This is a genomic window from Bradyrhizobium sp. WSM1417, from assembly GCF_000515415.1.
In the GTDB taxonomy this organism is placed as follows: domain Bacteria; phylum Pseudomonadota; class Alphaproteobacteria; order Rhizobiales; family Xanthobacteraceae; genus Bradyrhizobium.
The window spans coordinates 4,953,596-4,967,110 of sequence record NZ_KI911783.1 but is presented as its reverse complement, the minus strand read 5'-3'; the positions used below and the strand labels follow the sequence as shown (position 1 = coordinate 4,967,110).

Genomic DNA, 13,515 nt, shown 5'->3' with positions numbered 1-13,515 from the left:
TCCCGTTGAGGCAGTCTGGATTGCTTCGTCGCTGCGCTTCTCGCAATGACGAGCTTACGCCACGCGCCGTGCCGCGCCGGCCCTGGTCAAGATCCCGTCGAGACAATCGATCATCTCGGCGATCTCGGCCCGCGTGACGTTCAGCGCCGGCATGAAGCGCAGCGTGTCGACCTGCGGCGCGTTGAGGAGCACGCCGGCCTCGAACGCCTGCGCGACGATGCCGGGTGCGATCGGCAGCTTGAGGTCGAGCGCGAGCAGGAGGCCGCGGCCACGCACTTCGCCCAGCCCATGCCGCGCCGAGACCTTCTGCAGCTCGCTTTCGAGCAGCAGGCCGGTTTCGGTCGCCGCCTTCAGGAAGTCCGGCTTGCTGACTTCGTCGAGCACCGCGAGCCCCACCGCGCACATGATCGGGTTGCCGTTGAACGTGCCGCCCTGGTCGCCCTGCTCGAAGCAGGCGGCGCGTTCGGTCGCGAGCAGCGCCGCGAGCGGCACGCCGCCGCCGATGCCCTTGCCGAGCGTCATGATGTCGGGCGCGATTCCCGTGTGCTCGTAGTGGAAGAGCTTGCCGGTTCGGCCCATCCCGGTCTGGATCTCATCGAAGATCAGGAGGAGGCCATGCGCATTGGTGAGGGCGCGCAACTCCTGCAAGAACTGATCGGACGCCGGCCACACGCCTGATTCACCCTGGATCGGCTCGAGCATCACGGCGACGGTGTTGTCGTTGATCAGCTTTTCGACCGACGCGATGTCGTTGAGCTTCGCCTTCTTGAAACCGGCGACCTTCGGCTCGAACAGCGGCTCAAACGCCTTCTTGCCCGAGGCCGACATGGTCGCCAGCGTGCGGCCGTGAAAGCCGCCCTCGAAGGTGATGATCTCGAACGCGCCGCCTCTATGGATGCTGCCATATTTGCGCGCGAGCTTGATCGCGCCCTCATTGGCTTCCGCACCCGAGTTGGCGAAGAACACCTGATCGAACGCGCTGTTTGCGACCAGGGCCTGCGCGAGCTTCAGGCTGGGCTCGTTGTAGAAGGCCGGGCTCGGCGTCAGCAGCCGCTTGGCCTGCGCGGCAAGCGCGTCGGCGATCGCGGGCGGGGAGTGGCCGAGGCAGTTGACGGCCCAGCCCTGCACGAAATCGAGATAGCGATTGCGGCTGTCGTCCCAGAGGTAGGAACCGGCGCCGCGGACGAACACGGCCTTGGGCCGAGCGGTAATGTCCATCAACGCGTCATACGGATGGGTGGCGTTGGTCATGTCGAACTCCTCTGGGGGCGGGTTGAAAGGGTGCGCGAAAAGCAAAAAGGCCGCACCTTGCGGGTGCGGCCTTCTCGAAAACTTACGCTGAATTCAGTGCTTCAGCGGCGTCGTCGGACATGGCGCACCCTCTCATCGTCGCGGAAGCGACGGCGGAGCATTTCGGTGCGCTGATGGGTCCGAGCGTTGATCATGGGGCGCGGCAATACATGCGAATGGCGGGGCTTGTCAAGCGGCGCTTTGCAGACCACTCGCCGAGCGTGCATGGGCAGGTGAAAGATGCGCGCCTGGAAACCATTACGTCTCTGGCGCGTTTGTGATCACAGGACGCGAATTGGTTCGAACCGAACGCATGGCGGTTCGGACCAAGAGGGGCGGGACCAACCAGATAGTTAAGCCTTGTCCGACACGCCTTATTCGATCGACCTCGACAGCGTTCGCGGCGCGTTTCCGCCGGGGATCGAGGCGCCGTCGCTGTTGCTGGACTTCGCCGGCTGGTTGGAGGGGCGCCCCTGGGGTAGCGTCGGCTGTTTCTCGCTGCAGGGCCAATTCTCCGATCACGCTCCGATTGTCGACGGCAGTCCGTTGCGCGACAGGTTTTCGCTGTTCATGCGGCTGCCGGATGGCTCGGCTGTTGGCGGCTGGTATGGCGCGGGTCTCGACCGCGACAATCCGCCGATCGTGGGGCTTGGGTCCGAGGGCCATTACGAGCTGCTTGCGCCGAGCCTCGATGGCCTGCTCGCAAGACTGACGTCGCAACAATTCGACAAGGCGTGGCACGATCTGCTGCCGCACGATGAAGTCGAATGTCAGACGGTCGAGCTCGCGCAATGGCTCACCGGACGGCTGAATGGGGAGATGGCCGCGCCCGACGACGATCCCTCGGAGCTGCCCGACTTTCGCGGCTTCATGGAAAAATGGAGCCGGGATCGCGAAGACTATTGGGCCAATCATCGCTTGATGGCCGAACTCGGCTGGCGCCTCGCCGCGCATCTGCCGAAGGGCAAGAAGCCCTGGGACAAGACGAGCTTCGAGATCGCGATCGTCGGCAGGCAATACGAAGCGCGCGTCCTGTCGCGCGGACCGCAGCCGTTCGAGGAGGCCGCCGCGATCGAATCTCTGCTGCGCGATCTGCGCGAGGAGATGCGAAAGGCGCAGCCCGAGCTCGGGCTGTGGTACGCGATGAAATTCGGGCTCTATGCCGACGGCCGCGTCATGCCGAACTTCGAATACGATGTGCGCCCGACCATCGACGGCGAGCCGGCGAAGCTGTCCGAGGCGCAGGCCGATCTCGCCCGCGCGCCGCGGCCGGAGCGCTGGGTGCCGAAATGGCTGGCGGGATCTTGAAGCTCGGAGTGCCGCGACGCTGCCGCCCAGCCGGCGCGCCGAAATCTTTGCACCTTCGATCCCCCTTGACTTAGAGCGCGCTCGAAGGGGTATCTGTACGTGCGTCAGTACGAGAACGGGCACACATGAAGATCGGCGACCTCGCAAAACGAACCGGCCTGTCGACGCACACGCTGCGTTACTATGAGCGCATCGGGCTGCTTCCATACGCCGATCGGGATCGCTCCGGCCAGCGCGACTTTGACGCATCGATCCTCACATGGATCGCATTCCTTGAGCGGCTCAAGACCACGGGAATGCCGATCCGGGACATGTTGCGTTACGCGGCGCTTCGGGATGAAGGCGACGCTACTGGCACAAGCCGGCGGCAGATCCTGGAAGTCCACCGGGAACAGGTGCGCACGCAGATTGCCGAACTTCAGGAATGCCTGCTCGTCCTTGATACCAAGATCGCCGGCTATGCCAGCGATGAACAGAGGACGAAGGAAAATGACGCACGCCTCAACACAAGACGAAAGCCGGTTCGATCGCGGCCAGCGGGCCCTGTCACGCATTGACGGCAGTGCCGGCGAAAAGGTCGTCGCTTCACTCGCCGACATAGCTCCGGATTTCGCACGATACGTGATCGAGTTTCCGTTCGGCGACATTTACTGCCGCCCGGACCTCGGCCTGCGCGATCGAGAGATCGCCACGATCGCCGCGCTGACGGCGCTCGGAAATGCCGCGCCTCAGCTCAAAGTCCATCTCGAGGCGGGTCTGAACGTCGGGCTGTCCCGCGACGAGATCGTGGAGATCATCATGCAGATGGCCGTCTATGCGGGTTTCCCGGCGGCGCTGAACGGGCTGTTCGCAGCCAAGGAAGTGTTCACCGCACGTGACGAACAGCAGGCGTCGGGAGAAGCGAACGGCGGGAGTGATGTTGCTGTGGCTTAGCGACAGCTCGCAACCTCTCCCGCTTGCGGGAGAGGGAGCGGAGAGTTCGTCGCTGGACCGACCGCGACAGCGGAAGATCAGAATCCCGCGACGCTGCCGTGCAGGTCGTATTGGTCGGCGCGCTCGATCTTGGCGGTGACGATCTCGCCAACGCGCAAGGGGCGGCGGCTCGACAGGTAGACGGCGCCGTCGATCTCCGGCGCATCGGCCTTGGAGCGGCCTTTTGAGACGGTCGGGCCGACCTCGTCGATGATGATCTGCTGGCGGGTGCCGACCTTGCGCTTCAGCCTGCGTGCGGAAATCCTCTGCTGACGAGCCATCAGCGCGTTGTAGCGCTCCTGCTTGATCTCTTCCGGCACGGGATTCTCGATCGCATTCGCCGTGGCGCCAGCGACGGGCTCGTATTTGAAGCAGCCGAGCCGATCGATCTCGGCCTCGTCCAGCCAGTCGAGCAGATAGGCAAAGTCCGCATCAGTTTCGCCGGGAAAGCCGACGATGAAGGTCGAGCGCAAAGCGAGGTCAGGACATTGCTCGCGCCAGCGCTTGATGCGCGCCAGCGTCTTGTCCTGCGCCGCCGGGCGCTTCATCGCCTTCAGCACCTCGGGGCTCGCGTGCTGGAACGGGATGTCGAGATAGGGCAGCACCTTGCCCTCGTTCATCAGCGCGATGACCTCGTCGACGTGCGGGTAGGGGTAGACATATTGCAGCCGCACCCAGGCGCCGAGCTCGCCGAGCTCGCGCGCGAGGTCGATGAACTTGGCGCGGACCTGGCGATCCTTCCACGGGCTCTCGGCGTATTTGAGATCGACGCCGTAGGCCGAGGTGTCCTGCGAGATCACCAGCAGCTCCTTGACGCCGGCGCCGACCAGGCGCTCGGCCTCGCGCAGCACGTCGTTGGCCGGACGTGAGACGAGGTCGCCACGCAGTTTTGGAATGATGCAGAAGGTGCAGCGGTTGTTGCAGCCCTCGGAAATCTTCAAATAGGCATAGTGCCGCGGCGTCAGCTTGATGCCTTGCGGCGGCACCAGATCGAGATGCGGATTGTGGGCGGGCGGCAGCGCGCGATGCACGGCGTCCAGCACGCTCTCATATTGCTGCGGGCCGGTGATGGAGAGCACGCCGGGATAGGCCTGCTCGATCTGCTCGGGTTCCGCGCCCATGCAGCCGGTCACGATCACCTTGCCGTTCTCGGCCATGGCCTCGCCGATCGCCGAGAGTGATTCCTGCTTGGCGCTGTCGAGGAAGCCGCAGGTGTTGACGATGACGATGTCGGCCCCGTCATGCTTGCGGGCGAGCTCGTAGCCCTCGGCGCGCAGGCGCGTAATGATGCGCTCGGAATCCACCAAAGCCTTGGGGCACCCGAGCGACACGAAGCTGACCTTGGGCGCAGCCGTCTGATCCATATCCAAATCTGCCTGATTGACAGGGTTGAGCTAGTCCCAATTGCCCATAATTACAACCCTTTGCATGGCCTGCGGGCATGCTATGGATGAATCACTGGTGGTGAGTGAGCAATGAGCGCCGAACAGTCGCCCAAAATCGTGATCGTCGACGAAAGCCCGATCCGGGCTGCGATCCTCGAGGAAGGGTTGCGTGAGGCCGGATTCACGCAGATCGTCCATATCAGCGAGATGCAGAGCCTGCTCGCCCGTATTTATGCGGTCGATCCCGACATCATTCTAATCGATCTGGAAAACCCCAGCCGCGACGTGCTGGAAGCGATGTTCCAGGTCAGCCGCGCCGTGAAGCGGCCGATCGCGATGTTCGTCGACCAGAGCGATTCATCCTCGATCCAGGCCTCGGTCGAGGCGGGGGTCTCCGCCTATATCGTCGACGGCCTGAGGAAGGAGCGCATCAAGCCGATCCTCGACCTCTGCGTGTCGCGCTTCAATGCCTTCGCAAAACTCCAGGAGGAACTGGAGCGTACCAAGTCGCAGCTCGAGGATCGCAAGGTCATCGAGAAGGCCAAGGGCATCCTGATGAAGGTGAAGGGCCTGACCGAGGACGAGGCCTATGTGCTGCTGCGCTCCACCGCGATGCGCGAGAAGAAGAAAATCGGCGAGATCGCCCAGTCAATCATCACCGCGTCGGAGATGCTGAAATGACCGCTCCCCTCCGCATCGGGTTCATTCCGCTGGTCGATGCCGCAGCGCTGATCGTTGCGGTCGACAAGGGATTTGCCGCGGCCGAAGGGCTCGAGGTCGAGCTGGTCCGCGAGGTCTCCTGGTCCAACGTCCGCGACAAGCTCAATATCGGCTTGTTTGACGCCGCGCATCTGCTCGCGCCCGTCGCGATTGCGTCCTCACTCGGTCTCGGCCACGTCAAGGTGCCGATCGCGGCGCCCTTCAATCTCGGCATCAACGGCAATGCGATCACGGTGTCGCCGGCGCTTCATGCCGCGCTGATGGAGGAGATCGACGGCGACCGCTTCGATCCGCTCGCCACGGCAAAAGCGTTGGCGCGTGTGGTTGCCAAGCGGCGCAAGGCGGGGGCCGATCCGTTGACCTTCGGCATGACCTTCCCGTTCTCGACCCACAATTATCAATTGCGGTTCTGGATGGCGGCAGCCGGCGTCGATCCCGACGAGGACGTGCGGCTGGTGGTGCTGCCGCCGCCCTATATGGTCGACAGTCTCGCCAATGGTCATGTCGATGCGTTCTGCGTCGGCGCGCCCTGGAATTCGATCGCGGTCGATCTCGGGATCGGCCACATCCTGCATTTCGTCTCCGACATCCTGGCCCATGCGGCGGAGAAGGTGCTGGCGCTCCGCCAGGTCTGGGCCGACAAGAATCCGGACGTGGTCGCCAGCCTGGTGCGCGCGGCGGTAAAAGCCGCCGACTTCATCGAGCATCCGGAAAACCGGACCGAAGCGGCGCAGATCCTGGCGCAGCCCGAGCGGATCGGCGTCGATGCCGAAGTCATCCAGCGCACCCTCACAGGACGCCTCAAGATTTCGCCGGACGGCACCTTTCGCGAGAGCGGCAGCTACCTTCTGGTGGGACGCGAGGAAGCGGGGCGCCCAGATCCGGTCCAGGCCGCCTGGCTCTACGCGCAGATGGTACGCTGGGGGCAGACGACGCTAACGCCCGACGGGGTCAAGACGGCGATGGCCGTGTTCAGGCCCGATCTCTACGACGGCGCCCTCGGCCGCCGGCCGCCCGCCCAGGCCCCCGCGGCATTCGGCGCATTCGCCGGCCCCGCTTTCGATCCCGCCAATATTCGGGGGCATCTTGAAGCCTTCGAGGTGGGCCGCTGGAAGACGTGATTCGGGTCTGCATCGTTTTTGAGCGCTCGCGATCCGAGTCTAAATTTTAGGCCGACTGCTCGAATTTCATAAGAGTTCCAGAGGCCTGAGTTCCCCGATACGCTCTTAACTACCTGATACTCCCCACATTTTCATTTCGTCGAAGCTGGCACGCAACTTGAATGTTGCAGTGCGGCCAGCCTGTCACAGATGCCCGCTGCGCCAAGTCCCCAGCAACGAAGCTGATCGGACCGTTGGGTGCACAGCCGGCTATCGAGCCAGCCGAGTTCCTCGCGGGTCGTGCACTTTCCGTCGATACCACCCCGGTGGCCGCAGGAGCTTCGTTACTGACCATGAAAATCGACACCGTCTCAGTCGACTTTACCGACGACCAGAAACGCTACCTCGAAGGCTTCACGACCGGTCTGCAGATCAGTCGCGTCGGTCGCGGTCTCGGCGGCGGCGCCGGCAAGGCGAACGCGGAGCCCACCGGTCCCGATGCCGTGCACATCAAGGCGCAGGACAAGGTCATCGCCGTGGGCAAGAAGCTCGCCGACCAGGAGAAGGTCAAGCGCGACGAGCATCCCTTCGATGCCTATCCGCGTCTCCGCCAGCAGGCGCTCGAGAATACGCCGCCGAGCCCGGCGGACAATTTCCGCTGGCGCTATTACGGCATCTTCTACGTCGCGCCGACGCAGGACTCCTACATGTGCCGTCTGCGCATTCCGAACGGCATCATGAAGCACTGGCAGCTGGCCAGCCTTGCCGACCTCGCCGATGAAACGTGCGGGCCCTACAGCCACGTCACGACGCGCGCCAACCTGCAGCTTCGCGAGATCCCGCCGAAGAACGCCGTCAAGCTGATCGAGGGCATTCAGGACCTCGGCCTGTGCTCGCGCGGCTCCGGCGCCGACAACATCCGCAACGTGACGGGAACGCCGACGGCCGGCATCGATCCGCAGGAGCTGATCGACACGCGGCCTTATGCGCGCGAGTGGCACTACCACATCCTGAACGATCGCTCGTTGTATGGCTTGCCGCGCAAGTTCAACGTCGCCTTCGACGGCGCCGGCAAGATCGCCGTGCTCGAAGAGACCAACGACATCGCTTTCACGGCGGTCGAGGTGAAGGACGGTTTCGGCGTCGAGCCCGCAATCTGGTTCCGGCTCGGTCTCGGCGGCATCACCGGCCACAAGGATTTTGCGAAATATTCCGGCATCGTCGTCAAGCCTGAAGACGCTACTGCCGTTGCCGACGCCATCGTGCGCGTCTTCATCGAGCACGGCGATCGCACCAACCGCAACAAGGCGCGGTTGAAATACGTGCTCGACGCGATGGGCCATGAGGATTTCCTCAAGCTGGTCGAAGAGCGGCTGAACACCCCATTCACGCGCGTGCCGGAAGAGGCGTTTGCGCCACGGCCGGCCGCGGACCGCATGGCGCATGTCGGCGTGCACAAGCAGAAGCAGGACGGCCTCAACTGGATCGGCGTGTCGCTGACACTCGGGAAGATCAGCTGCGATCAGATGCGGGGCCTCGCCAAGGTGGCGCGGGACCTCGGCGACGGCGAAATCCGTCTGACCGTCTGGCAGAACCTGCTGATATCAGGGGTGCGCGACGAGAATGTTGAGCTCGCCGTCGCGGCGATCAAGCAGATCGGGCTCGCGGTCGAGGCGTCCCACATTCGCGCCGGCCTGATCGCCTGCACCGGCAATGCCGGTTGCCGCTTTGCCGCCTCCAACACCAAGCGCCACGCCGCCGATATCGGCGACTGGTGCGAGCCGCGCGTCGAGATGGACAAACCGGTCAACATCCACGTCACCGGCTGCCACCATTCCTGCGCCCAGCACTACATCAGCGACATCGGCCTGATCGGGGCGCGCGTGCCCGTCAACGAGGAGGACACGGTGGAGGGCTATCATCTCTTCACCGGCGGCGGCTTCGGTCCTGACGCCGACGTCGGGCAGGAGGTCTACCACGACCTCAAGGCCGAAGACGCACCGAAGACGGTCGAAGGGCTGCTCAAGGCCTATATCGCACATCGCTCGTCTCCCGACGAAACCTTCCTGTCCTTTGCGCGCCGCCATGACGGCGAAACGCTGCGCAAGCTTGCCGATGCACAGGTGTCCGCATGAACCAGATCAGCCCTCCACCCAAACTCGACATCATTCCCACCAGCGCCCCGTTCTCCGACGCGCAACGCTCCTGGCTGAACGGCTTTTTTGCCGGGCTGCTGTCGCCTGAGGCAGCCGCGCCGCTGTCGGCCGAGCAGGGCGCCGCTGTCATGCAAGCCGGTGACGGCGACGACGGTGAAGCGCCATGGCACGACCAGACCATGCCGATCGCCGATCGGATGAAGCTCGCCGAAGGGCGCCCCGTGCGGCGCAAGATGATGGCGGCGATGGCGCAGCAGGATTGCGGGCAGTGCGGCTACAATTGCCACGACTATTCGGAGGCGATCGCGAGCCGCAGTGAAGCGCGGCTCAACCTTTGTGTCCCCGGCGGCAAGGAAACCGCGCGGATGCTGAAGTCGCTGCACGAAGAGCTGGACAAGGCGCCGGCGGCAAAGCCGGCTGACAAGCAAGACACGGTCGCGGCCCCCGCCGTGACCGTGACTATCGCCGAGCCCGGCCGCTCGCGCGACAACCCTGTTGCGGCGACCTTCCTGTCGCGCCGTCTTCTCAACAAGGGAAAGTCGGAGAAGGAAACCTATCACGTCGAGTTCGATCTGTCCGAGAGTAAGCTCGACTATGTCGTCGGTGACAGTTTTGGCGTGTTCGCGCGCAACGAGCTCGGTCTCGTCGACCAGGTCATCGCCTTGCTTGGCGCGTCCCACACCACCAAGGTCAACGGCAAGACGCTGCGCGAGGTGCTGATCGACGACGTCTCGCTGTCGCCGGCGCCCGACACGTTGTTCGAGCTGCTCTCGTTCATCACCGGCGGCGCGCAGCGCGAGAGGGCGCGGGCACTGGCGCAGGGCGAAGATCCCGATGGCGATGCCGCCACGCTCGACGTCATGGCGGCGCTGCAGAAGTTTTCAGGCACGCGGCCGCATCCCGAAGCCTTCGTGGAGGCGCTCGAGCCGCTGCAGCCGCGGCTCTATTCGATCTCGTCCTCGCACAATGCGACGCCTGGAAAGTTGTCGCTGACAGTGGATTCCGTGCGCTACGTGATCGGCAAGCGTAAGCGCATCGGCGTCGCCTCGACCTTCCTTGGCGAGCGCATCGCGGAGGGCGAGAAGCTCAAGGTCTATGTGCAGAAGGCGCACAATTTCGGCCTGCCGCAGGATCCGAAGACGCCGATCATCATGATCGGCCCCGGCACCGGCATTGCGCCGTTCCGCGCCTTTCTGTTCGACCGCAAGGCGACGGGTGCGCCCGGCAAGAACTGGCTGTTCTTCGGCCATCAGCGCAGCGATTGCGACTTCTTCTACCAAGAGGAGCTCAACGCGATGAAGACCTCGGGCCTGCTCACGCGCATGTCGCTGGCCTGGTCGCGCGACGGCGAGAAGAAGTTCTATGTGCAGGACCGCATGCGCGAGGTCGGCCGCGAGCTGTGGACGTGGCTCGCCGAGGGGGCGCATCTCTACATCTGCGGCGATGCCAAGCGCATGGCCAAGGACGTCGAGCGCGCATTGGTCGATATCGTCGCCCAGTTCGGGGCGCGCTCGACCGACGAAGCCGTCAGTTTTGTCGCCGAGCTCAAGAAGACCGGCCGCTTCCAGGCTGACGTCTACTAGCTGTCGTCCTAGGGGTCATCCGAGCCGGTTCCAACTGGCTCGGATTTGAACGAATAAGATTCTCGGAACCCGCGGGCGGAGAGAATTTGCTCCTGCGGCGCGGGGTTTTGAGAGAACCCGCATCGCTATTTTGGCGGGACTCTTGCCCGCCACCCCGGTTGATCCCTCATAATCCGCAAATGGGGCGTTGGAGATCGACCATGCGCGAACTATCGGCGGAAGCCAGGCTGCACTTCTACGCGCGCTCGCTCTCGCGGCGGACCGCTGCGAGCGTGCATCATGCCGCGATGTACAGCGCCTTCGCGGTCATCGCCGCCATTGTGTTCGGCACGTTGTCGGTGCACCCGTTCTGATCACGCCCCGCGCTTGAACGGCGCGACCTCGATCCCTGCGTCCTTCAAAGCCTGCCGCAGGCCGCGCGCGATGTCGACGGCGCCCGGCGTATCGCCATGGATGCAGACCGTGTCGGTGCGCATCTTGATGACCTTGCCCATGACCGAGACCACCGCGCCGTCCTGCACCATGCGCACCACGCGGTCGGCGATGGCCTTGGCGTCATGCAGCACCGCACCCGGCTTCTTGCGCGAGACGAGATTGCCGTCATCCTCATAGGCGCGGTCGGCGAACACCTCATGCACCATCGGCAGATTGGCGGCTTCGCCGGCCTTCACCAGCTTCGAATTGGCGAGCACGACGAAGATCAGGCTGGGGTCGACCGCCTTGATGCCGGCGGCGATCGCCTTCGCCGTCATGTCGTCCTCGCAGGCGACGTTGGAGAGGGCGCCATGCGCCTTCACATGCGTGACCTTGTGGCCCGCCGCGGTCGCGATCGCCTGCAGGGCACCGATCTGGTAGGCGACGAGGTTCTCGATCTCGGAGGCTTTCAGGCCTGCGATCGGATGGCGACCGAAGCCGTGCAGGTCGCGATAGCCAGGATGCGCGCCGACCGAGACGCCGCGCGCTTTCGCCAGCTCGACCGTCCGGCGCATGATATCCGGGTCGCCGGCATGGAAGCCGCAGGCGACGTTGACCGAGCTCGCCAGCTCGATCATGGCGGCGTCGTTGCCCATCTCCCACGCGCCAAAACCTTCGCCGAGATCGCAATTGAGATCGATCGTCTTCATGGGGTGCTCTCCGTCTCTGGTCGTCTTGTCGTTTACGGCTCGGCTGCAACCTGCCAGGTCCCGGCATCGACGGCACTGACAGCATAGCCCGCGACATTGGCATCGCTGAGCGCTTCGATGTTGAGCGCGACGGTGTCGGCGGAGCGCAGGCGATCGGGCAGGTTACGGATCAGCTGCGCAAATTTCCTTGCCTCATCCTGCGCCTCGGCCATGCTGACCGCCTTGAAGCGGAACGCCGTTCCTGCCGAGGTCTGCGCGAGACGGCCGACATCGGCCGTGATCACGGTCGCGATCTTCGGATAGCCGCCGGAGGTGCCGCGGTCCATCATCAGCGCGATCGGCGCGCCGTTGCCGGGCACCTGGATGCTGCCGTTGACCGTGCCGTCGGAGACGATGTTGTGGCCGTGCAGATGCTTGATCGCAGGGCCCTCGAGCCGGTAGCCCATGCGGTCGGAGGTCGCCGAGATCTTCCACTCGCTGTCGAGGAACAGGGCCTTGTTGGCGTCGTCGAACTCGTCGTCCTGCGGTCCGAGCAGGACGCGGATCGGGCCGCTCGACGGCTTCGGCAATTCGATGCGCAGTTCTGGTGCACCGCTTGCGGCATCGACGGTGAATTCGTCGCCGGCCTGCAGCGGGCGCGGGTAGGGACTGCCGAGACCGGCACGGGCGTTGACCGCGAGACTGCCGAATACCGGCTCGCCCTTGATCCCGCCTTCGATCGCCAGATAAGTGAACGCGCCGCTGCGAGCAAAGCCCAGCGTCAGCGTCTCGCCGTCCTTCAGCGTCACCGATGTGTCCATGGCGACCGGACTTCCCGCGACGTCCGCATTGCGTGGCGCGCCTGAAACCGCGACGCGCACGGCACCGTCGCGCGCGGTGAACGCGGCGCCGAACGGGCCGACCTCGGCAGCGGCTGCGAACGGCTCGTTGCCGACAAGCGTGTTCGCTGCGGCAAGCGACAGGCGGTCCATCGCGCCGCTGACCGTCAGGCCATAGCGCTGCGCTCCATGGCGTCCGCCGTCCTGGACCGAGCTTGCAGGCCCGATGCTGGCGATCACGAGCCGGCTCATGCGACCACCTGCTCGGCAATGATCTCGCCGGCTTCGGCGGCGCGGTCCTGTTCCTCGAACGTCTTATGGTCGATGGCGAAAAACGTCACGCGATCGCCGGGTTCGGTGAGGAAGGTCGGATTGCGGTGGAGTTGATAGGTCCGCACTGGCGTGCGGCCGAGCAGGTGCCAGCCGCTCGGTGCTGCCAGGCACTGGATTCCGGCCTGGATGCCGCCGATCGAGATCGTGCCGGCAGGCGTCAGCAGCCTCGGATTCTGCCGCCGCGACATCTGCAGGGATTTGTCGAGCCCGCTGAGATAGGACCAGCCCGGCGTGAAGCCGATCATGGCGACCTTGTAGTCGCCGGCGACGTGGCGCGCGACGATGTCGTCGGGCGTGGTGTTCAGCGCCTTCGCGACGTCCTCGAGGTCGATGCCGTGCTCGCCGCCATAGGCGACGGGAATGCGCCAGCGGCGCGCCTTAGTGGCTGGCGGCAGCGGCTGGCTGGCGAGCGCGAGCAGCTTTTCGCCAAGGGCGTCGAAGCCGATCTTGCCGGGATCGTAATGCACCAGCAGCGAGCGATAAGTCGGCACGGACTCGGTGATGGCATCGATCGGGCTTGCTGCGAGCGCCTTGTCGAGCGCCAGCACGCGCTGGTTGGCGTCGTCGTCGATGGTACGGCTGAACTCGACCGTGACGGCGCTGTCGCCACTGGGCAGAAGGCGGGGCGGGGGAAGCGTCGCGGACATGGGCTGTCGAAATCGGGCTTCTGGAGATATGCGGGCTCGGCCTTGAGCTCCGCTTATTCCTGCTTCGCGTAAATGCGCC

General features: G+C 64.6%; 14 protein-coding genes. 9 read left to right on the top strand and 5 right to left on the bottom strand.

The window, feature by feature from the left end:
* Positions 1–54 precede the first annotated feature (54 nt).
* On the bottom strand, positions 55–1,251 hold the full coding sequence (locus BRA1417_RS0124145) for an acetylornithine transaminase (protein WP_027518013.1): 1,197 nt from the start codon (positions 1,249–1,251) through the stop codon (positions 55–57).
* A 119-nt stretch (positions 1,252–1,370) separates the two neighbouring features.
* Between BRA1417_RS0124145 and BRA1417_RS0124140 the strand changes: the two genes are divergently transcribed.
* The 4 genes from BRA1417_RS0124140 to BRA1417_RS0124125 all read left to right on the top strand — a co-directional run bounded on the left by BRA1417_RS0124140 (position 1,371) and on the right by BRA1417_RS0124125 (position 3,531).
* Positions 1,371–1,571: a hypothetical protein gene (locus BRA1417_RS0124140; protein ID WP_027518012.1), complete on the top strand. Its 201-nt coding sequence runs from the start codon at positions 1,371–1,373 to the stop codon at positions 1,569–1,571.
* A 79-nt stretch (positions 1,572–1,650) separates the two neighbouring features.
* The gene (locus BRA1417_RS0124135) at positions 1,651–2,598 is read left to right on the top strand and encodes a hypothetical protein (protein WP_027518011.1); all 948 of its coding nucleotides are present in this window, start codon (positions 1,651–1,653) and stop codon (positions 2,596–2,598) included.
* 125 nt (positions 2,599–2,723) lie between these two features.
* Positions 2,724–3,155, top strand: coding sequence for a MerR family transcriptional regulator (locus BRA1417_RS0124130; protein WP_027518010.1), 432 nt, complete (start codon positions 2,724–2,726; stop codon positions 3,153–3,155).
* Positions 3,088–3,531 carry a carboxymuconolactone decarboxylase family protein gene (locus tag BRA1417_RS0124125; RefSeq protein WP_027518009.1) on the top strand — a complete coding sequence of 148 codons (444 nt, stop codon included), beginning with the start codon at positions 3,088–3,090 and terminating at the stop codon, positions 3,529–3,531. Before BRA1417_RS0124130 ends, BRA1417_RS0124125 begins: the two co-directional genes overlap by 68 nt.
* 77 nt (positions 3,532–3,608) lie before the next feature.
* Here BRA1417_RS0124125 and rimO read toward each other — a convergent pair whose 3' ends face one another.
* On the bottom strand, positions 3,609–4,934 hold the full coding sequence (gene rimO, locus BRA1417_RS0124120; protein ID WP_027518008.1) for a 30S ribosomal protein S12 methylthiotransferase RimO: 1,326 nt from the start codon (positions 4,932–4,934) through the stop codon (positions 3,609–3,611).
* A 111-nt stretch (positions 4,935–5,045) separates the two neighbouring features.
* Here rimO and BRA1417_RS0124115 point away from each other — a divergent pair, with 111 nt between their 5' ends.
* The 5 genes from BRA1417_RS0124115 (at position 5,046) to BRA1417_RS44235 (ending at position 10,867) form a co-directional block, all read left to right on the top strand.
* Positions 5,046–5,636 carry an ANTAR domain-containing response regulator gene (locus tag BRA1417_RS0124115; RefSeq protein WP_007610503.1) on the top strand — a complete coding sequence of 197 codons (591 nt, stop codon included), beginning with the start codon at positions 5,046–5,048 and terminating at the stop codon, positions 5,634–5,636.
* Positions 5,633–6,796, top strand: coding sequence for a CmpA/NrtA family ABC transporter substrate-binding protein (locus BRA1417_RS0124110; RefSeq protein WP_027518007.1), 1,164 nt, complete (start codon positions 5,633–5,635; stop codon positions 6,794–6,796). The genes BRA1417_RS0124115 and BRA1417_RS0124110 overlap by 4 nt, the downstream gene beginning before the upstream one ends.
* 332 nt (positions 6,797–7,128) lie before the next feature.
* Positions 7,129–8,910, top strand: coding sequence for a NirA family protein (locus tag BRA1417_RS0124105; RefSeq protein WP_027518006.1), 1,782 nt, complete (start codon positions 7,129–7,131; stop codon positions 8,908–8,910).
* On the top strand, positions 8,907–10,514 hold the full coding sequence (locus BRA1417_RS0124100) for a sulfite reductase subunit alpha (protein ID WP_027518005.1): 1,608 nt from the start codon (positions 8,907–8,909) through the stop codon (positions 10,512–10,514). Before BRA1417_RS0124105 ends, BRA1417_RS0124100 begins: the two co-directional genes overlap by 4 nt.
* A 200-nt stretch (positions 10,515–10,714) precedes the next feature.
* Positions 10,715–10,867 carry a hypothetical protein gene (locus BRA1417_RS44235; protein ID WP_198034856.1) on the top strand — a complete coding sequence of 51 codons (153 nt, stop codon included), beginning with the start codon at positions 10,715–10,717 and terminating at the stop codon, positions 10,865–10,867.
* Here BRA1417_RS44235 and BRA1417_RS0124090 read toward each other — a convergent pair whose 3' ends face one another.
* The 3 genes from BRA1417_RS0124090 to pxpB are packed head-to-tail and all read right to left on the bottom strand — an operon-like array spanning position 10,868 to position 13,436.
* Complete coding sequence (locus BRA1417_RS0124090) at positions 10,868–11,638, bottom strand: LamB/YcsF family protein (protein ID WP_027518004.1); 771 nt, start codon at positions 11,636–11,638, stop codon at positions 10,868–10,870. It abuts the gene before it with no gap.
* A 32-nt stretch (positions 11,639–11,670) separates the two neighbouring features.
* Entirely contained in the window at positions 11,671–12,708 is a 1,038-nt protein-coding gene (locus tag BRA1417_RS0124085; RefSeq protein WP_027518003.1) for a biotin-dependent carboxyltransferase family protein, read from the bottom strand.
* Positions 12,705–13,436, bottom strand: coding sequence for a 5-oxoprolinase subunit PxpB (pxpB, locus tag BRA1417_RS0124080; protein WP_027518002.1), 732 nt, complete (start codon positions 13,434–13,436; stop codon positions 12,705–12,707). Before pxpB ends, BRA1417_RS0124085 begins: the two co-directional genes overlap by 4 nt.
* Between the last annotated feature and the right edge of the window lie 79 nt (positions 13,437–13,515).